The following is a 23,241-nucleotide window of genomic DNA, read 5'->3' on the forward strand; positions in this document are numbered from 1 at the left end:
AGAGTAATATCCATGAAGATTCTGAACATTCTTGTCAACCACACCGTAGAACCGTTGCGCAGCCATATTGTCCGTTACTTGCTGGATGCCGGCCACTTTGTCTACTTAATCGGTCTGAGCGACGCTGAGCGAACGCGCTGGACAGGTTCGCAGCACAACCTCTTTTGCTATTCCGACGTTGGCGATCAGCGTATCGACTATGAGCTCTGTCTCGAAGAAAGCGCCTCGGTGAGAGGCCCCATCGTCCGGTTAGCCGTTTTCGCCGATCGACAAAATGTGTTGTTCCAGATTCATGCTGAAGAAGACGGGAATATCAGGGCGTTAGCTGAGCGTGAGCTGCCGTGGCGGGAAGCCCGCCGAGCGTTGTCGCAGACGGTGTTGGGCGAGTTGTTCATCGATGGCGTGGTCATGCTCAGCCGTGAGGCGAAAGATCTGGATATTGCTCTGCCCGAAGGGCCAAACCGAGTTACGGATTGGCTAGTTGCCCAGCAGAGGGTACAGCAAGAGCAGCGAGCGCTGGAAAACGATGAACCGCGTTATGGCTGCTTCAACCTGACGGATGAAGTGTCTGCCGTTAACGATGCTGCAGTGGTTCAACGGACCATCGATGGCGTTGCGCAGCCGCAACAGGCTTTGCTGTTGGCTTTCCAGTTGCAGTTTCTGCTCAATGCACGGCGGCCTGGGCTTTATGCTCTGCAATTGCAAGATAGGCAACGCAGCAGCAAAGTATTACGGTTACTCAACGGAACGGAAACATACGCCGAGCTCTCTCCTTGGTTAGTGCGGGTACTGCAGGGGGACCCGGCGAACCCATTCTACGAATCCCATCATGACGGCCGTTTTTTATCTGTGGTTGGCGTAGATGTCATCATGGATGAGGGGGAGGTCGACGCGGCAGCGGCCCCGATCAGGATCGTATGGAACAGCACGCGCTGTACGCTCAGTTTGCAATTTTACGGCGAAAACCCCTTTTTCGACGTTGTAGCCGCAAATATCGATGAGTTTATGGCGGCGCTCGCCACATTCATGCGTAATGAAGGGGATATAGATGCGTTGACCGGCGTGTCTGAAAATAGCTACCAACGTTATTATGCGAAAATTAATGCCACGCAATGTGAATATCCGAGACAGACTATCGTCGGGATGTTTGAACAACAGGCAAGGGCGCTTAACGATCACCCTGCAGTGATAACGAAAAATGAAACGCTCAGTTATCGAATGCTGCAGCAACAGGCCAGTCGCCTGGCCGACTATCTGCAACGGCAATATGGGGTAGCGGCAGGCGACAAAATTGCCTTGATGATGCCGCGTGAGGCGGAGTTGGCAGTATGCCTGATGGCCGTGCTTAAGCTGGGATGCGCCTATGTTCCGATCGACAAAAATGCGCCCGTAGTGAGGACCTATTCTATTTTGGCCGATGCCCAGCCGGCGTTAATCATCGGTGCGCATGCTCAGTCAGCTGGCAGCCTGCCGCAAGGGCTGAGTTATTTGGATTGGCGTGAATATGCCGCTTCTCCTTTCGCTGGGGCCGACGGTTGCAACGAATTCCCCTCCCAGGCTGAGGCTTCAGCATTGGCCTATATTATTTACACCTCGGGAACGACAGGTAAGCCTAAAGGGGTTGCCGTAGAACATCGCAGCTTTGTGAATATCGCCAGCGATATTTCTCGACGCATGTCTGTGACGCATCAGGATCGTTTTCTGGCGATCACGACGTTGGCATTTGATATTTCAACTCTGGAAATATTTATGCCGCTCATGTTTGGCGCCACGGTGGTATTAACCGACCAGAAGACGTTGTTGGCGAATAATGACTTGCCGCACTTTATCGCGAGTCATTCCGTGAGCCTGATGCAGGGGACGCCTTCTTTTTGGCATCAGGTCGCGCAGCAATATGCCGAGACAACGCTACCCGTTCGGGCATTGTGCGGTGGGGAAGCGGTGCCGCATGCGGTGGCGCGTTGGTTGTCAGAAAACACCGAGCGTGCGTGGAATGTGTATGGGCCAACCGAAACGACGGTTTGGTCTACCGCGGATGAACTGTTGCCTGGGGGTGATAGCGTCACCATTGGGCGCCCGCTGGCGAATACCCAGTGCTTTATCTTGGACGAACGGCGGCGTTTACTTCCTCCCGGCGTGATCGGGGAAATGTATATTTCGGGGTTGGGCGTTGCGCGCGGTTACTACGGCAATGCGCGTCAGACGCAAGCAAGCTTTTTGCCGAACATATGTTCCAGCACGCCGTCAGCCTGGTTCGGTCGCATCATGTACAAGACGGGCGATCGCGTGCGTTGTTTGCCCGACGGCAGATTTGAATACCTCAGCCGATGGGATAACCAGATAAAATTGCGGGGACATCGGATCGAACTGGGTGAAATAGAGTCGGTTTTGCGAACCTACCCCGGGATGCAGCAGGTTGTTGTAAATTTACAGCCGGCCAAGGAAGAACAACAGGCGTTCCTGGTTGCCTATTATCAGGCCAAATCGCCGGTGGCACGCCAGCAACTGCAGGATTATCTGGTGACGCTGCTTCCGGACTACATGCTCCCCAGCGCTTATATGTACCTGCCTGAGATCCCCTTGAATATGAATGGCAAAGTGGATCGTAAAGCCTTGCCGCAGGTACAAGCGCAAGATAAAGCGCATTACGTAGCGCCGGGAAACGAGTTCCAGCGATGCCTGTGCCAGCTATTCCAGGATGTATTGGGGAGCGAAAGCGGACGAATCGGCATTACCGACGACTTTTTTGCTTTGGGAGGCAACAGCCTGTCGGCCATTCGCTTGGTAAATCGCATAAACGGTACGCTTCAGTGCGATCTGAAAGTTAAAGATATTTTCGAAAGAAAAAATGTGGCCAGGTTAACGCCATTGGTGGCCGCCGGGCGCGGCAGTTTTCTTTACCAAGACTACCAGATTGCACAATGTGATGAGACCCATCTGTACCATCCTTTCCCGCTGAATAATGTTCAGCAATCTTATTATCTGGGACGAATGAAAAGTTTCGATCTCAGCGAGGTCTCTACCCATATTTATAATGAATTTGTTTTCGACCATATTGATCACGAAAAATTGGAGCGTGCCTATAATCAACTTATTGCACGCCATCCTGCGTTGCGCACCGTATTTGAAGAGGGAGAACAGCGATTTTTAAGTGCGGCAGCGCATTACAAAATAGGCTACCACCCCCTGAGAAATGAAGACGAGCTATTGGCTTTGCGCGCCGAGTACTCGCACAAGGTTTACAAACCGGATTGTTATCCGCTGTTCGATATTTTCCTGAGCGAGTATCAAGGGAAATACCTTCTGCATGTCAGCTTTGATGCCATTATCATTGACATGACCAGTTTTGAAATATTATTCGGCGAGTGGATTGCGTTATATCACGACGAAAATCTGGCGCTGCCGCCGCTGGATATCAGCTACCGCGATTATCAGCTGCAGTACGAGCGCCTGCGCGGCAGCGCATTATTTGAGCGGGCGCAGCAATATTGGCTGCAGAAAATCGATGATTATACGCTGGAGGTCGGATTGCCGCTGGCCGCGCATCCCGCCAGGATCGATAAGCCGAGCTTCCGGCGTTTGTCTGCGACGATACCCATGTTGAGTTGGCAAAAGATCGTCGACAAATGCCAGCGCTTCAATATTAGTCCGACCGCTCTGATCCTTGAGCTCTACAGCAGAACGTTATGTTATTGGTCTGGTCAAGAGAGCCTTTGCCTTAATTTAACGCTGTTCAACCGTTTGCCGTTACATTCTCAGGTCGAGCAAATTATTGGCGATTTTACCGTTTTAAGCCTGTTCAATTACCAACGTCAAAATGGCGTTGCGATGAGCGAACAGCTATCGGCTATCCACCGCACCTTGCTTAATGACGTCGATAATAATTTATTTGACGGCATTGACGTACAGCGTTTGTTGAAACAGCGGCGGAATCTGCCCGCCAATACGGTTATCGCGCCGGTGGTGCTGACCAGCGTGCTTGGCATGAACAATAAAGCGAGCATGTTTGAATTGCCGCTTAATGAAGGATATCGCGGCGTTCAATACGCAATCTCCCAAACGTCTCAGGTGTGGCTCGACCATAAAGCCTACGAAAACGATGAAGGGTTCGTTGCCGAGTGGGATTATGTCGAACAATTGTTTGATGAGAAAACCATCAAGGCCATGCACGAAGGCTATTGTTCTCTGATTCGATGGGTGGCAGAACACGATTGGGAAACCATGTCATTCCCGCAGCCTGAACTGCCGGCGGAACATGCGGAAGCGGTCATGCGCTGGAATGCCACGCAAAGTACGGTGTCGGAGCAAACGCTGCACGGGTTGTTCCTTTCCAGTCTGGAAACGCCGCAAACGGCCGAGCGCATTGCGGTGATCGAAACCGAAGGCGAACGCCACTTTACCTACGCCAGGCTGGAACAGGACAGCAACACGCTGGGGCGTGCGCTATTGCGGCATACCAAGGGCGAAAAGGGACGTATTACCGCTATTCTGCTGGAGAAAGGGTATGCGCAGGCCGTCTCAACCCTTGGGATCATGAGAAGCGGCGGCGCTTATCTGCCGTTGCACATCGAATGGCCATGGGAGCGCATACGCGACATTCTGCAGCAAGCCCGGTGCGATATCTTGCTGCTCTCTGCTCAGCAGCGTCATGACCTGGCACATGAGCTGTCGGCGTTGCCTTCGGATATCACGATTTTGGTGTTCGACGAGATAGTGGCGCCGGCGCAGGAACGTGCGTCGACGGAGGTTGCCTGGCCGATCGTCAGGGCTGACGATCTGGCCTACATTATTTTTACCTCTGGCTCTACCGGTAAACCGAAAGGGGTAGCGATCGATCACCAGGGGGCGGTCAATACCATCCTGGCTGTTAACCAACGTTGGTCGGTCGGTCGGGAAGACCGGATACTGGCGCTGTCCGAGTTGAGCTTTGATCTGTCCGTTTACGATCTGTTTGGCTTGTTGGCCGTGGGGGGCGGTGTGGTGATCCCTTCCCAGCGTGAGACCAAAGCGCCGCAAGCTTGGGTGGCCGCGCTGCGCCGACATAACGTGACCCTCTGGAACTCGGTGCCGCAATTAGCGGGCCTGCTGGTTGACGAAGTCGAACCTGCGACGCAGGCGCTAACCCGGTTACGGCTGTTCCTGTTGAGCGGCGATTGGTTGCCGCTCAATTTGCCTCATCGCCTGAAAACCCAATCGCCAGACAGCAAGATGGTGAGCCTGGGGGGCGCGACGGAGGGCAGCATCTGGTCCATTTGGCATGAAATCGATCGGGTAGACGCGAGGTGGAAAAGCATTCCTTATGGCGTCGCCATGCCGAATCAACAGATGTGGGTGCTGGATGAGTGGGGGAGTGCTTGTCCTTTCGGCGTAACCGGAGAAATACATATCGGTGGGCTCGGCGTTGCTCAGGGATATTGGCAGGCTGAAACGCTGACTCGAGAACGCTTCATTTATCATCCAACCTATGGACGCCTGTACAAAACCGGCGATCTGGGTCGCTGGTCGGCGGAAGGCTATATCGAGTTCCTCGGCCGAAGAGATGCCCAGGTCAAGCTTAACGGTTATCGCGTGGAGCTGGAGGATATCGAGAATAACTTGAGCCAATTACCTGGGATCCGGCAGACGATCGTGCGGCTCAGCGAGGGTGACCTCATGGCTTACGTTGTTCCCGAGGCGCAACAGCCGGTGCCGCTCTATTTTGCTAACCGCGACGCATTCGTGCTTTCGCTGCCGGCGTTACGTCAAGATCTGCAACCTTCGCGAGCGATACCCTATCCGTTGGATGAAGCGGTTTACCGTGCCCGCAAGAGCACTCGCCAGTTTACCGCGGAGGCGTTATCCGCCGAAACCATCAGCAGTCTGTACGAAGCGCTGCCGGGGTGGTTGACGCAACAGATGGCGCAAGAGGGAAGCGCGCTGCCGCCTGCGTCTTTGGCCGGGCTGTTGGCCGTATGCGCCGCTTTCCGTTCGCCGCAGCGCGCGTTGCCAAAATATCGCTATCCTTCGGCCAGCAGCCTCTATGCGGTGCAAGTGTATCTCGGGCTCCCGGCGGCGATGGGAGAATATGCCGCGGGTTATTACTACTACCATCCGCTGGAACAGCATTTGTACCAGGCAGAAGCGTCGGGAGAACACACCGGGCCTTATCTGGACTTGGTGGTTCGGTGGGAAACCATCACCGCGTTATATGCCGAGCGCGCATTCGCTTTGGCGCAGATAGAAGTCGGCCACATGTTGGCCTTGCTGACTGAGCATCTCCAGTCTTTGGGCGTCGCTTATTACGTCAAGCCCGCTGACGCCGTTTCACCTGACGAGGGGGCATTAGCGTGTCGGATCCACCTCGGCGTTTGCGCCGTCACTTCACCACCGCAAGTCAGCGTCGATTTCAGCGTGATGGAAAACGAGGGGGGAACCTATGTCGCTCGCGCGTCAGGGCGACACTATTGCCTCGGTGAGACCTCCGTGCTGGCCGAATCATCAGACGTGTACGGGGTGTTGCAGTCGTCTCAGGTGTTGTTGCAGGTCCATGGCGCTAAGAACGCGTGCCATTATCAGGCCAGTGGCTGGATGATGCAGCGATTTGGCGCGCTCGCCGCCCAGCGGCGAATTGGCGGCTGCATTCTTGGCGTCACGCCGGCCGAGGACACGTTGTGCAGCATGGCGATAGGGTATGCGCGGGCCGAGGATGAACCGGTCTTTGACGTTCCTGCGCTCACTGTCTCGATGACCCAGGCGATCAGACGGCATTTGGCGCGTCGTTTGCCGGACTATATGTTGCCGCAGCACGTTACTTTGATCCCGGAAATCCCCTTGTCTAACAACGGTAAGGTCGATACATCACGCTTGCCGAAAGTCGTCAAGCACAGCGAATGTCTGGCTCCGCGCAGCGATGATGAGATACGGATGCGCCGACTTTGGGCGGAGCTTCTGGACAAGCGTGAAGAGCGAATCGGTTGTGACCAAAGCTTCTTCACTCAAGGGGGGAATTCGCTTCTGGCTATGCGACTGGTACGCAAGATCAACCTCGCGACGGGAACCGAGATGCGTCTGGAAGACCTCTACAACAACAATACGATTCAGGAAATGGCGGCGTGGGTCGCCGGGCAACCTTGTGGCAACGGCAGAGAAGAAGGGGCGCTGTAATGATGTTGACGGATTTATTGAACAACCTGAAAAAAAATAACATTTTATTGTGGGCTAAAGCGGACGATCGGTTGGGTTTTTCTGTCGACAAGGATATCGGCTTTGATGCCGATCTGAAGGCTGAAGTGGCGGCACGCAAAGACGAATTGTTGGCGCTGTTACAGGACAATGGCGTGACCAGCGAACAATTCGCGAAGGAAACGTCTTTTCTGAGGCTACCGCCAAGTAGCTGGCCACTTGCGCTGGACTCAATTCAGCAAGGCATGTATCTGCAAAGCGACATCGACGGCTTGCCGTATACCTATACGGTACCGTTGTTCATTGGATTGCCGCAGGTGGATATCGCGCGGTTGCGAAACGCGCTGCAAACCTTTTTACGGCATCAGCCCCTGTTGCGTCAGTCGATTGATAGCGATATGAAGCGCGTTTTTCTGGCGCCTGAGCAGTTTGCACTGGAAGTAGAAAGGATTTCCTGGTCCGAGCTGGAAAGTAAGAAACGGGCGTTGGCACAACAAACCTTCCCTATGCCGGAAGGGCAGTTTGCGCGCTTTGTGCTGCTGGTGCGGGCTGAGACGCAAGAGGCCGTTTTGGCGTGCGTTCACCATCATATGCTGTCTGATGCCCCTTCCGTCCAGCATTTTGCTCATCAACTGTTGAGTGCGTACGCCACACCGTCTGTATCGGCGCAGCCTGAAGCGGGGTACCTGGATTACTCCGCATATCAACAGTGGCGGGTGCGGCAAGATGATGTTCAGGCGTTCAGAACATCGTTGGCCGCCCGTTTGAATCAGGCGGAACCGCCGGCATTGCGACAGCGCCATCTCTCTGGCGTGGAGAATCGTGCCTTTGCCGTGCAGGCAGGATTGACGTCGGAGGTTGTCGAGCGTTTGACGCAGGCATGCGGCGAACGGGGACTGACGCTCTATTCTCTGTTGTTTACGACGTTCGCCCATGTATTACGGACCTTTAGCGGCCAGGACAGCGATTTCCCTATTGGACTGACAGTGATGAATCGCCCCGAGGCGTTCAGCCGCGCCATTGGGCCGTTTATCAGCACCCTGCCGGTCATCGCCGCATTGCGCGCAGACCAAAGCGTGTTGAGCAATGTCAAAAGCATTCAGCACGATATTTTGCAGTTGCAGGAACATCCGTGGGTGAACATTGGGCACTTGGCGCCGGAGATCGACGGTGGCGCGGTGCGCATCAATGAACTGGTTCAGCTGCTATTTACCTTCCATAACTTTGAAAACGGCGATATCGCCGTCCCCGGCGTGGAATATCGTCTGGAGCCTTATCCCGATCTGGCGGAAAAGTTTGGCATGTCCTTATTTGCCGCTCAACGAGACGGTCAAATCGATTTCACGTTAACCGCGGCGGAGAATCGTTACGAAGAGGACTACGTTCGCAATATTCTCGAGGCGTTAGTTTATGCGCTGGGCCAGTTTGATCGGCAATCCTGGGAGACGCCGCTCGAACAAATCGATTTAATCACGCCAGCCCAGCGTCGGCAGGTGCTGTCTGAATGGAATGACACGCGCTGCGATTATTCAGAAGATGAGCATATCGCGTCTTTATTGGAAGCGCAGGTAGCGCTGACGCCGGACAATATCGCCTGTGCGGATCGGCATCGGCAATTGACGTATCGCCAGTTGAATCTACAAGCCAATCAGTTGGCGGCCGCCTTATCGTCACGTGGGGTGGGGCATGGCGCCTGCGTTGCGCTGTGTCTGGATCGCAGCGTCGAGCTGTTGGTCGGTATTTGGGCGATCCTGAAATTGGGGGCCGCCTATTTGCCTGTCGACCCGGCATTCCCCGACGATCGTCTCGATTACATTCTACAGGATAGCCGGGCCGACGTAATTATCTGCCATCAGGCCTACCGACACCGGGTGGCGGCGCCAGGGCGGCGGCTGGTGGTGTTGGATGATGAATCGCTGCGCCACGAGCTTGAGTTGTTGAGCGATGAAAACATGGCGCGTCAGATATCACCGAACGATCTGGCCTATGTCATCTATACCTCCGGGACCACAGGGCAGCCCAAGGGCGTGATGTGCACGCACCGCGGTTTGATCAACCGTATCCAATGGATGAATAAATCCTATCCGCTGACGGCAGCCGATCGGGTGTTACAAAAAACGCCGTACATTTTTGACGTCTCCGTATGGGAACTGATTTGGGCCTCTCTTTACGGCGCCAACATCGTTTTTGCCGATCCGGATGGCCACAAGGACGCGGATTATCTGATTGAGCTGATCGAGCGCGAAACCATCACCGTACTGCATTTTGTGCCATCCATGCTGGCGGCTTTTACCGAGACATTACAGGGCATTCAACGCGATCGAAACGTCAGCTTGCCGAGCTTGCGCTACGTGTTCTGCAGCGGTGAAGAGCTCAAACTGACCCAGGTCAAAGGGATTAAGCAGTGTTTGCCTCATATCGCCCTGCACAATCTTTATGGGCCAACCGAAGCCTCCATCGATGTGCTGTATTTCGACTGTAACGATCCGGATATAGATAATGTCCTGATCGGGCGGCCGATTGATAACATGAAAGTGTTGGTCCTGGACAAAGGGCAGCGGCTTTTGCCGCCCGGTGCGGTGGGTGAACTCTACCTTTCCGGCGTCGGACTGGCGCGCGGCTATCTGAATAAAGCGGCGCTGACGGCGGAGAAATTCATCGTCAATCCGTATTGCACCGAATGGGATGAGCGGGCGGATGACTATGCCTGTTTGTATAAAACCGGTGATTTGGTGTATCAGCGGAATGATGGGCAAATCGTTTATGTTGGCCGCAATGATTTTCAGGTGAAAATACGCGGATATCGCATTGAGTTGGGTGAAATCGCCCAGCGTCTCGAAGCGTTTGACTTGGTGCGCCAGGCGGTGGCGCTGGTTTATCAACAGCCCCATCCCCGCCTCGTGGCCTATTACACGGCGCAGGCACCGTTGCCGGAGGCGACGCTACAACACTTTCTTGCCGCCGCCTTGCCCGAGTACATGGTGCCGGAGACCTTTATCTGGTTGAAAGAATGGCCCGTCACGGTGAATGGCAAACTGGATCGGCGTGCGCTTCCTGAACCGTCTCTGCCGGTCGTACAGGAACGTGTCGCACCGCAGTCGGAGAGGGAAGCGCAGATCGCCGCCATTGTTGCGGAAATGATGGGGATCGATGAAGCGCATTTCAGCTGTGAGGCTAACCTGTATCAGTTGGGGCTGGACAGCATCATGGCGATCAAGCTGGTGAGCAAATTGCGCCAGGCGATGGGCGTATCGATCCGGGTGAAAGACGTGTTCGCCAGCAAAACCGTGCATGCACTCCATTTACGTCTCGCTCAGCATCAGCAGCAGGTGATGATTGAAGGCAAACGGGAGCAGGGCGTATTGGTTGGCGAGTTGCCGCTGCTGCCTGTCCAACGCTGGTTCTTTGACTGCGCATTCCCTTATCCGAGTTATTGGAACCAGGCGTTTCTGCTGGATGTGCCGGCGCTGGACGTCGAACGCCTGCGCGAAGCGCTGCACGCATTGATTCAACATCACGATGCGCTACGCCTGACGTTTACGTCTGAGGATTCGTCGCATTGGCGCCAAGGCTATCAACCGATGACGGACGCCATCGAACTGCGGTGTCATCATGTCGAACGCTCGGCACCGCAATGGCAAGAGGCCCTGTCCGCCGTGCTGACCGAATGGCAAAGCGATATCGATCTGGCCGACGGGCCGCTTTATCGTTTTGGTTATGTCACGGGGTTCGACGAGGGGCGAGCCCGTATTTTCTGCGCTTGCCACCATTTGGTGCTCGATAGCGTCAGCTGGGGCATTCTGGCCCGCGATCTGGCGAACGCCTACCACGGTGAAAGCCTTGGAGATAAGGGAACGAGTTATCGTCAGTGGACTGAGCACTTCGAGCAATATTGTGCCAATCACGCGGAAGAGGCGTCTTACTGGCGGGCCAGGATGGCGGACTACCGCCCCGTTGCGTTGCCGGCTGCGCGCGGCGCTACGATGGCATGCAGCCGCCTCGCGTTATCAATAAAAGTGACGCAGGCGCTGCAAACCGAGGGTTTACGTGCCTTCAATGCGAAAGTCGACGAATGTTTGCTGGCGTGTGCAGACGGCATGCTCGCTCACTGGTTTAACGGAGAGCTGACCCATGTCACCGTTGAAGGGCACGGACGCGAAGAGATTGATGCCGCTCTGGACGTTCATCGTTGCGTCGGGTGGTTCACGTCACTTTATCCCTGTGCGCTCTCATCCTCTCCCGATCCGGCAATGCGTTTGCAGGCGGCCAAAGCGCAACTGCGCGGCGTGCCTCATCAGGGCGTAGGATTTGGCGCGTTTGCCCGTGAGCTAGGGTTGCCGCTGCCCAATGTTTGTTTCAACTACCTGGGACAGCTGACTTCGCCGGATGAAAAGGATTGGGCGCTGGTCATGTCGCCGGTCGGTGAGACGCGCCATCCTGACAACGGCTTGCCTTTCGGTATTACGCTCTTTAGCTACATAGAGCAAGGTCGGTTGCAGCTCGAAGTCGTCAGCGGTCTGTCCGGTGAGCAAAATCAACAGTTGCTGGAGACCTGGGAGGCGGCTATAGACACGCTGATAGCGTGCTGTGAACGGCAGGGAAGAACCCAATACGGCCTTGGCGATTTCATCAATGTTGCGGATGAACGCGACTTACAGCATTTACCTCTGCAGGGCGGTGCCGAAAACGGCGACTGCTTTGCCATGACCGAGATTCAGAAAGCCTATCTGGTTGGGCGCTTTGAAAACTATGAGATCGGCAACGTCGCCAACCACATCTACAACGAGTTCGTGTATCCGCGCCTTGATGACGAACGTCTGGAGCTGGCGATTAACCGATTGATCGCCCTCTGTCCGGTGCTGCGCACCGTGTATGACGCGGAAAGCATGACTCAGCGCTTCATTTCGGTGTCGCAGGCCGGCCATTATGCCTTGGCGGTGAATGACCTGCGCCTCGACGATGAGGCTACCGCGCTGGCGCGCGTGCGCAAGCGCCTGTCCCATCAGGTCTATCAGGTCGACCGTTTCCCGTTGTTCACTTTTGAAATCAGCCGGCTGCGCGAGCGCGACGTGCTGCATATCAGTCTCGATCTGATTTTGCTGGATGTGCAAAGCCGTCTGGCGCTGTATCAACTGCTTAATGCGCTGTATCGGGGAAATGTCTTGCCGCCGCTGGCAACCGTGAACTTCAAAGACTACCAGGAGCATCTGGCCCATCTGAAGGCCTCCCGTTGGTATCAACGAGATTGCGCTTATTGGCAGGACAAGCTGGCCGATATGCCGCTGCGGCCAAACTTACCGCTCAAGGTACCGTCGGCCACGGTTGAACACCCGCACTTTGCAGAGCATACGCTATATATAGACAAACAAATTTGGCAGGATTTCAAACGGCAAGCGCAGCATTATCAGGTCTCATACTCGTCGGTATTGCTGAGCCTCTATGGCTACCTCATCGCGCGATATTCCGGCAACAGCGAGTTTCTCATTACCATGACGCTGTTCAACCGCTACGCGGTTTGCGAGGACGTAAACGACATTTTGGGTGATTTTACCTCGACCAACCTGTTCCACTTTCGCGATGCCGGCGAGGATCTGTTCACCACCATCGAGACGACGCATAAGCGCATGTGGGACGACATTCAGCATGCGTTGTACAGTGGGTTGGATGTGCAGCGCGATCTGGTGAAACTGCACGGCCTGGATCGCCATTCGGCGGTGTCGCCGTTGGTCTTCACTGGCGTCGTAGGGCAACAAACCGGCGATTGGGATAAACAGGCGTATCTGGAAGACAGCGAGGTGCGCGAGCAGCGATATTGGTGTGCGCAAACCTCTCAGGCTTGGATCGACCTGCAGGCTATTGAAGTCGATGGCCGCTTTATGAGCAAGTGGCTTTATGTCGAACAGCTGTTTGATGAAGAAACCATTGCGCATCTGAATCGCGCCTATTGCCGTCTGATCTCGCTATTAGCGCAGCAGCCTTGGGAAACGCCGGTGGGATGCGAAAACTATTTGCCTGAAGCGCAAAGAGAAATGATGCAGCGGGCAAATGCCGTCACTCAGCCTCTCAGTGAAGAAACCCTGTTCAGCGCGTTCGATCTGTTGGCGACGCAAGCACGGCATCGAGAAACGATCGCGGTGTATGACGGGGAAGCGGCGATCGGCATGACCTATGGCCAATTGAAACAAGACAGCGATGCGTTGGCGCAGCAGGGGATGGGCTCATCTGCGCCGCTGATTGCCGTATTGGCGGAAAAAAGCTACGCCCAGGTCTGTGCCTGTCTGGCGATCATGAAGGCCGGCAAGGGCTATCTACCGTTGCATGTCGAGTGGCCGGCGGGGCGCATCGCCGATATTTTACAACAGGCCGGTGTAGAACAGCTCTGGCTGACCCGGGCACAGTCGGCGCGTGCGGATATCCGGACACTGAGCGAAGCGGGTTATCAACTGCTGGTCATCGAGGATATGCTGGATGAGGCGACCGCTTTGCCACCGTGTTTCGGCTTGCCGCACGTCAGCGCCGCCGATGTGGCCTATGTCATTTTCACTTCCGGTTCCACCGGGCGGCCAAAAGGGGTCACCATCGATCACCGTGGCGCAGTGAATACGCTGCAAGCGGTAAATCGACGCCTCTCGCTGACCGCTGAAGATGCCCTGTTCGCGCTGTCTGAATTGAGCTTCGATCTCTCCGTCTATGACATCTTCGGCGCGCTTAGCGTCGGTGCGGAGATCGTCTTACCGGCTCAAGAGAGCGTAAAAGATCCGGAGCGGTGGTTGCCGCTGCTTGCTGAGCGTGAAGTCACCGTCTGGAACAGCGTTCCACAGCTTGCCGGGCTGCTGGCCGATGCCGTGGCACGGCAGGGATGCTCACTGCCAAGGCTGCGCGCGTTTTTAATGAGCGGTGATTGGATCCCGCTGAATCTGCCGGAGACGTTGCGCACACTTTGGCCGCACGCTGACTGCATCAGCCTGGGCGGGGCGACTGAGGGCAGCATTTGGTCCGTTTGGTACCCGATAGAGGCGATCGATCCGGCCTGGCGCTCCATCCCTTATGGCACCGCGATGCCTCATCAGGCGCTTTATGTTTTGGATCCGCAGGGACAGATGTGTCCGGTTGGCGTGACCGGTGAGCTCTATCTTGGCGGGATGGGGGTGGCATTAAATTATTGGCGAAATCCACAGCTCACGGCGGAGCGTTTCATTTCGCACCCTCGTCACGGACGCCTCTACAAGACGGGCGATTTAGGGCGCTGGCATGCGGCAGGTTATGTCGAATTCCTGGGGCGCAACGACTTCCAGGTCAAGCTGCGCGGGCATCGCATTGAGCTCGGGGAGATTGAAAGCCGGCTTCTGCAATGCGGCGGGATCCACCAGGCCGTGGCACTGGTGATGGCGCAGCCGGCACCGATGCTGGTGGCTTATTACGTCGGCGAAGCGAACGCTGACGAGAAAATGCTCCGTTCGCGACTGGCTGAACAATTGCCGGAGTATATGGTACCGGCGCATCTTATCGCTTTGGATGCCTTGCCGCTGACGGCGAATGGCAAACTGGATCGCAACGCCTTGCCGCTACCCGCAGCCGAAGAGCAGGCGACTTATTGCCCGCCGCGTGACGACCGTGAACATCAACTGTGTCGGCTGTGGGGCGAGATCCTGCACGTGCCGGCGGATGAACTCAGTACCCAGGCGGATTTGTTCCAGTTGGGCATCGACAGTATCGCCAGTATCCAAATGGCGGGGCGGTTAAGGCGCGAATTGCAGCTGGATGTCACGCTGAAAGAGTTGCTGACGTATCGCACCATCGCATCGTTCTACGACACTCTGCTCGGCCGTCAAACCGTTGGCGGCATCCAGACCGTGCAGCGCGAAACAGGGGCCTTGAGCGGCGCAGTTCCGCTGCTGCCCATCCAGCAATGGTTCCTGGCACATGATCTGCCGCATCCGCAGCAGTGGAACCAGTACGGGCTGTTGGTGGCGCCTGGCATGACAATGGCCCGTCTGCAATGCCTGTTGCCGCGCCTCGTGGCGCAGCACGACGCGTTCAATCTGCGCTTCGAAAAAGATACCCAGGGAGAATGGCGCCAATGCTACCAGCCGCAGGCTGCGCTGCCGCCATGCCACGCTTTGGACATTCGCGCATTGTCGCTGCCGGAAGACCACCCGGATTTTGACGCCGCGCTGTTGCAGCGTTTTGCCGACTGGCAGCAGGCGTTCGATCTGCAGAGCGGGCCTTTGGCCGCGTTCGCCGTTCTTGAAGGGTACGCGGACGGCAAGGCCAGGGTGTTCGTCGCTTGCCATCACCTGATTGTCGATGCGGTCAGTCTGCAGGTGATCGTCGACGATTTACGACGCCTGAGCCAAGAGGAAACGCTGCCGGAGAAGGCCAGCAGCTATCGCCAATGGGTGAACCATCTGCGGCAACGTGCGCAAATTACCTCTCATGAACGTGAAGAGTGGCTGGGGCAATTGCCGGGCAGCGAAGTTCATGCGTTGCAAGCGCTGGGCGGAACCGCGACGACGCGTCATGCCCTTGCGTGGGGGGAAGGGCCATCCTGTCGCTTGATGCAGCACCTCGCCATGTTCGGCATGCAGCCGCAGGACATGGTGGCCTGGGCGGTTGGCCGCGTTTTGCATGATTTGACCGGACAAACCGCCTTTAGCCTATGGTTTGAGGGGCACGGTCGGCAAGCGGATGAGCGAACGCTGGATATCTCCAGGACGATGGGCTGGTTCACCAGTCGTTATCCCGTGCGTTTTAGCTATCAACGCGATGCCAGGGAGCATTTGCTCGCGGTGAAAAATAATCTGAGACGTTGGTCGCAGCGGGCGGAAAACTTCGGTGTCCTGTGTGGTTTGCCCGTGGTGAAAGAGGACGGCATCAGCATCAACTACCTGGGCAAGATGGAGGCGGCGGGAGACTGGGCGCTGGATCACCACTTTGTGGGGCTGCATCGCCATGCCTCCCAGGAAGGGACGCATCTGATCGATATCGTCGTGTTGAACGTTGGCGATCGTCTTGAATTGCGGGTCGAAAGCCGGCTGCGGGAGCATGACGCGGCCTGGTTGACGCAGCGGCTTATTCGAGAGTTGGAAGATGGCCTGGTATCAATGAATTGGCCATCCTGGCGTTGGTTAACCGAATCGGATGTCGATTTCGCCCTCCCGCAACCCCATCTGGATCGGCTGCAACATGCGCAGGCGGTTGATGCGGTCTTCATGGCCAATAGTCTGCAGCAAGGGATGTTGCACCATTCGCTGGCCTTTGGCGACGCCGATCGGGTGTATCGCGTGGCTACGCGCTGGGATTATCACTGTGCGATCGAGCCCGAGACGTTCAAGCGGGCGTGGCAATGGGTGCAACAGCAGTTCTCCTGCCTGCGGTTGCGGTTCGATTGGCGCGGTGAAATCGTGCAGGTCGTGGATCATGAAGGGCGCTTCCCTTGGCACGTCCATGACATCAGCCATCTGTCGCCTGAAGAGCGGGAACACGCCTTGCACAGGCTGCAGGAAAGTGAGCAGCAGGCCAGCTTCGATCTCCAACAAAGCGGACTGTACCGTGTCTGCCTGGTCAAACTGGCGGATGATCACTTCGCTTGCCTGTTCTGTGTACATCACGCCATCCTCGATGGTTGGAGCAGTCCGCTGCTGGTGGGGGCGCTGCATGACGCTTACCTGGCGTTTTCTCACGGACGTGAGCCGGCGGACAGACCGGATCTCTTTGCTTCAGTGCAGCACTACATTCAACGGCATCGCGATAGGGACACGGATTTCTGGCGCGACTACCTGAGCTCGGTCGACACCTCGCCGGATCTGAGCGGATGGCGCCGTCCGGATGCGGAGTCATCGGCGTTAGCAGCCATTAAGAGCGTCTCTGCTGCAGGGATTTGCCGCTGTGAACTGAGCGCCGAAGAGCGCCGGTGCGCGCTCGAAGCTGCCCAGCGCCAAGGCATGACCCTGAACGCCTTGCTGCAATACGCCTGGCACAAGGTGCTCGCACTCTACTCCGGTGCTGCCGTGACCGTGGTGGGCACCGTGGTGGCGGGAAGGATGCTGCCGTTGAATGGTATCGAAAACACGCTGGGCATGTTCCTCAATACGCTACCGTTGAAGGTGGAGCATCAAAGCGATGTGCCTCTGATTCAGCAGGCACATCGGTTGCAGCAAGATATTAATGAAGCCAATACCCGATGCCTGGTCGATCTGGCTCATCTGCAGCCTGCGGGCCAGCGCCTGTTTGACTCGTTGTTCATTTATGAAAATTACCCGCAGCCTGATGAAGACCGCCACCGCGAACTGCGTCATCAATTCGTCGGTCGCAATGAGCAGAGGGATTATCCATTGGTCGTCAGCGTGGAGGAGGAGCCGGACGTTCTGCTGATTAAGCTGGAATATGCGGCAGAGTACTTTGATGCGGCGATGATGCGGCAAGCGATGGCACTGTTAAAGGACATCGTCGGCCACATGGCGAAAGACGCGAGTACGGAGACGGTGGCGATAGCTCCGGTTTATTGTGAGCCGGAGCAACCCTTGTTGCTTCCTGCGCCGGGGAATGCCGCCACCTTATCGCAAGTGTTGGCGCACTACGCATGCAGCCGGTCAGACGCTCCGGCGCTGAGTGACGGCGAGCGCAGCTGGAGCTACGCCCAGCTTGACGCAGAAGTGACGCAACTCGCCAATCTCATCGCCGGCCGCCTTGAGAAGACGCCGCACGCGCCTATTGCCTTGCGACTGCACAGCAAAGTCTTGACGGTCATGGCCTTGTTGGCGATAGGACGACTGGGCGCAGCTTATGTGCCGCTGGACAAAGACTATCCGCAGGAGCGTATCGATTTCATTCTGCGTGACAGCCAGGCTATCGCCGTATTGACGATGTCTGGGGATGAAGGGGCCGAGTACGGTATTCCGTCTATTCCCTTGTTCGGCACCGCGGGAGAAGCGCTGTGGCGCAAACAGGCCACGATGCCGACGTTCACACCTGCGGCGGAGAAGACCGCCTACATACTTTACACGTCCGGCACGACGGGTAAACCCAAAGGGGTTAGCGTGGGGCATGGGGCGCTGCTCGCCACATTGCGAGGTTTCTGGCAGCAGTACTTCCAGGGCAGGGAAGCGCTGAAAACGTACAGCATGACCAACCCCGTTTTCGACATTTTCGGTCTTGAATACGGTTTGCCGTTATTGAGCGGCGGCTGCGTTACCTTGGGAACTCACCATGTCACTGGGCTGGATTGCCGTAAGTTCGATTTCATCCAGTCAACGCCCAGCATGCTGGAAATTGTCCTACCGGTATTGCAGGGGGACGAGGAATGTTTACTTCTGGTCGGCGGTGAAAAGCTTGAGCCGCATTTGGCGCAGAAGGCCCTGGCTGTTTTCACGGCGCTCGTCAATGTCTACGGTCCGACGGAAACCTGCATTTGGTCAACCGGTAAACATTATCGGCGTGCCGCGACGGATCGCGTTTTAACGATAGGCCGCCCTTTGCCGGGAGAACGTTGTCTGGTGTTGGACCCGGCCGGCAGACCTTTGCCTGTCGGGGCCATCGGCGAGCTCTATATCGGGGGCAGCGGCGTGGCCGAGGGTTATCACAACCAGCCTGAGCTGACCGCCTCACGCTTTGTCTCACTGTCGTTTGCTGAGGGGATATGGTATCGCAGCGGCGATCGCGCACGCATTTTGCCAAATCGTGAAATAGCATTCCTTGGGCGGCAGGATCAGCAAGTCAAGTTGCACGGCCATCGTATTGAGAAGGGCGAGATTGAGCAGGTTATATTGCAGCACGAGTCGATCTTGCAGGTTACCGTGCAAATATGCCAAGTGGCGGGGGATGGGAACGTCGGTCAGGCGTTGGTTGCCTATTATGTGGCGCAGGGCGAAATTAACGCCGGGCAGTTGAATGAACACGTCGGTCGACAACTGCCGGATTATATGGTGCCTGCCTATTGGATTGCGTTGTCTGCCTTGCCGCTGAACGCTAACGGCAAACTGGATGTGCGTGCGTTGCCGTCGGTTGACGCCGGTGAGGCATCTCCAGCGGCGCAGAGCGAAATCGCTACGCCGCTGGTGAAGCAGTTGCAGGTTATCTGGCAAGAATTGCTCGGTTGCGAGGCGGTGGGCGTCAATACCTCGTTCTTTGAACTGGGTGGGAACTCCATCATGTTGACCCGGCTCTATGGCATGTTACCCGACCAGGTTCAGCAAAAAATCGGTCTGATAGATCTCTTCCGTCTGCCGACCATTGCCCGCATTGCCGCGCATATCGAAGGTCGCCAACATGAAGCGGCGCCGGCACCGACGACTGGACCGATCAATGCCCGGGACGATATCGCCATTGTGGGGATGGCGGGCCGTTTCCCAGGCGCGCAAACGCTGGCGGCATTCTGGCAACGGTTATGCGATGGCGAGGCGTTTATTACGCATTACTCGCGCGAGGCGCTGGCGGCATCGGTTGACTCCGCACTGCTGGATCATCCGCATTATGTTCGCGCCCAGGGGATGCTCGACGATATCGATCGCTTTGACGCCGATTTCTTCGGCTGTACGGCTCAGGAAGCGCGTCTGATGGATCCGCAGCAGCGAATTTTCCTGGAATGCGCCTGGCATGCTTTGGAAGATGCGAACTGCGATCCGCAGCGCTTTGCCGGTGATATCGGCGTCTATGCGGCCATCGGCAACAGCAACTACGAAAGAGACGTTGTTCTACCGAACATGCCGCAGGCTGATTTGATCGATCATTACCAGTTGATGATTCATAACCAATCCCACTTCCTGGCGACAAAAACGGCGTACAAGTTGAATTTGACCGGGCCGGCGATGACGATCCAAACGGCTTGTTCATCCTCGCTGGTCGCTGTTCATCAGGCTTGTCGCGCCTTGCAGGCGGGCGACTGTCAGGTCGCATTGGCAGGCGGTATCTCCATTGGTCAATTAGCGCGCGGTGGTTACCTGTACCAGCCAGGGATGATCTTCTCACCTGATGGTCACTGCCGTCCGTTTGATGCGCAAGCGGCGGGAACCATTGAAGGACAAGGGGTAGGTATTGTCGTGCTGAAACCTTTGGCGCAAGCGCTGGCGGACGGTGATGCTGTGTATGCCGTTGTGAAAGGGTCGGCCGTAAATAATGACGGGCGGGATAAAATGGGATTCACTGCGCCAAGCGAGAGCCGTCAACAGGCGGTGATTGCCAAGGCATTGGCCGATGCCGATGTCACGCCGGCGGACATTTCCTATGTCGAAGCGCACGGCACCGGCACGCCATTGGGCGACCCTATTGAAATTGCCGGGTTGAAAGCGGCCTTCGCCGGACAACAGGCGGAACACGCCTGCGCAATCGGCTCGGTGAAAAGTAACCTGGGGCATTTGGATGTCGCGGCAGGCATCGCCGGCTTGATTAAAACGGCGTTGTGCCTGCAGCATCGCACGTTAGTTCCCACGCTACATATGCAGCGTGAGAATCCGGCATTAAAACTGGCTGAAGGGCCGTTTTATGTGAATGTTGAAACCCGCAACTGGGAAAGCGCCACAGGGCTCCGCACCGCCGGCGTCAGCGCTTTCGGCATTGGCGGCACCAACGCGCACGTTATCCTTCAGCAGGCGCCGAACACGCCGACAACCGCACCTCGGTCCGCTCAGCGCAATATGCTGTGCGTTTCTGCGGCGGATGACGCAGCTCTCGAACGGATGAGTGAGGCTTTGGCCGATCATTTGGCAACGCATCCTGAGCATTCGATGGAGGCGGTTGGCTATGCCCTGATGGCGCAGCGACACCGCTATGCATGCCAACGGTGGGTATCCGGAGATTCACGGGAAGCGGTCGTCGCGCGGTTGCGCGAGAAGGGCGAAACGATGGCCCGACCTGCGTTCGAGGCGCAGGTGGCCTTTATGTTCCCGGGCCAGGGCGCACAATTCGTCGGCATGACACAGGCGTTATATGACGCCGAACCGCAATTCCGAGTGGAGGTCGATCGTTGCCTCGGATTGCTCGAGCCGATGATGGGCGGTGAAATAACGCGGGAAGACGTATTGGCGAACGGGGAGAGCGTACACCACACCGCAATCACTCAAGTGGCGCTGTTTGTGTATGAATATGCGTTGGCGCAGTGGTATCGCTTCCTCGGTGTTGAGCCGACGGTGATGATTGGCCATAGCCTGGGCGAATATGTTGCCGCATGTATCGCCGGCGTATTTTCTCTGGAGGATGCGCTCAAGTTGATGCTCAAACGCGGTGCGCTATTGGCGCACACCGCACCGGGGGCGATGCTGGCTATCAAACAGTCGGCGGAGGGCGTAAGCGAACAGGCTGCCGCGTTGGGCGTCGATATCGCCGTCGTTAATGATTCGGGAAGCTGTGTCATTTCCGGCGCGGCGTCGGCAATCGCCTCTTTGCAGGCGAGCTTGATCGCCCAAGGGGTATCTTGCCATCCGGTTAAGGTTTCGCACGCGTTCCATTCGCGTTTATTGGAGCCTGTGTTGGCAGAGTTTAAGGCCGCACTGCAAGACATTGCCTTCAACGAGCCGCAGTTACCGTTTATCTCCAATTTGACCGGCCAGTGGGCAACGGCGGAACAGGTTTGTCAGCCCGAATATTGGGTGCAGCACCTGCGGCATACGGTGCAATATGACGCCGGCCTGCGTACCTTGCTTGAACGCCGTGCCGATGACAACTGGGTATTGCTGGAAGTAGGGCCGCGTCAAATTCTGAGTACGCTGGCGTCGCGCCATCCGGCATTGGGGAATGCGGCCGTTGTCGTTTCTTCACCGCGCAACGCTACGGATGAGCGGCAGGCTGCGCAGATGCTGTGGCGTTCCGTTGGCGTGCTGCATATGTCAGGTGTGGAAATCAACCAGGAGCGTTTCTGGCGGTGTACGGGGCAAGCGTCTTTGCGTCTACCGGCATATCCTTTCGCGCCTCAGCGGCATTGGTTCGGTGTGATGAATGCACCCGCTCATTCGCGGCCGGCCCCGGTTCCGGCGGAGGCAGCCGTGCACCAAGGGGATATGCAACAACGGGTGGCAATGTTGTTCAACGAGGTTCTGGGGTGTGAGTCGGTCGATCCACAGCGCGGGTTCTTCGAACTGGGCGGCGACTCGCTGAGCGCATTGCAACTGATTGGCCGCCTGCAAAAAATGACCGGTATACGTCTTGAGCTTATGGCCATGGAACAGCCGAGCGTCGTGCAAATAGCGCAATCGCTAGAGGCTCATGCGACAGCGAAGCCTCAGGGCGAAAGCGGTTTGGTGAAGCTGCGCGACGGTGAGGATGAGGGGATGATGCCACTTGTGTTGATCCACCCCATCGGCGGCGACATCTATTTCTACCGGGAGTTGGCTCAATGCTTGGGAAGCAGCAGAACGATTTATGCCATACGTTCACCTCTGCTGAATGGCTCGGGCGCCTTCGAGAGCATCGAACAATTGGCGGGAGAGTATCTGGCTTTGCTGGAGCCGCATCTTGAGCGAGGCGAATGTTGCCTGGCCGGTTCTTCGTTCGGCGGTATTATCGCGTTTGAAATGGCGCGGCAGTACCAAGAGGGAAAACATGTGTCTCTGCCGGTAGTGATGATTGATTCCCCAGGACAGGGAAATCTGCCTGCGGCCATGACGGATGAACAGATTTTGGACTACCTGCTTTCATTTGGCCTGGTGTCACTGGACATTGATTGGGATGCCTGGAAGGCGATGACCCAAATGGCGGATAAAATCCATTATTTATCTGAGATCACCAAAGGAACTGCGGCCGAAACGCTCTTTTCCTCGGCGTTCTTACCTCGTTACTTGAGCACCTGGCAACGGCATAACGTGATGATGCAGCGTTACCACCCGCATGCGTTGATGAGTGATGTGCTGTTTTTCTCTCACCGTGAGGTGATTGCAGATTTTCCTGAAAATCAAAGCAAGTTCTGGCATCCCTGGGTGTTGGGCCGCTTCGAGGTGCAGGTAATTCCGGGGAACCACCTGACGATGAACGCGGGAGAAGGCGCGGCAATGATGGCGGAAAAAATGACTTCGTGGTTAGGGCATTGGACGCTGGCTTGATGGCGCAGCGTGTTCGCTATACCTGAGGGGAAATCAGCGGGATAAACTATCC

The 23,241-nt window shown here is 56.4% G+C and carries 2 protein-coding genes; both read left to right on the forward strand.

Annotated elements, in window-relative coordinates:
• The first annotated feature begins 12 nt into the window (after positions 1-12).
• The gene (locus RE418_RS15650; RefSeq protein ID WP_213928267.1) at positions 13-7,143 is read left to right on the forward strand and encodes a non-ribosomal peptide synthetase; all 7,131 of its coding nucleotides are present in this window, start codon (positions 13-15) and stop codon (positions 7,141-7,143) included.
• Positions 7,143-23,189, forward strand: coding sequence for a non-ribosomal peptide synthetase/type I polyketide synthase (locus tag RE418_RS15655; RefSeq protein WP_213928268.1), 16,047 nt, complete (start codon positions 7,143-7,145; stop codon positions 23,187-23,189). Before RE418_RS15650 ends, RE418_RS15655 begins: the two co-directional genes overlap by 1 nt.
• Positions 23,190-23,241: the final 52 nt, after the last annotated feature.

The organism is Serratia sp. szju (assembly GCF_044594185.1).
GTDB classification, from domain to species: Bacteria; Pseudomonadota; Gammaproteobacteria; order Enterobacterales; family Enterobacteriaceae; genus Serratia; species Serratia bockelmannii.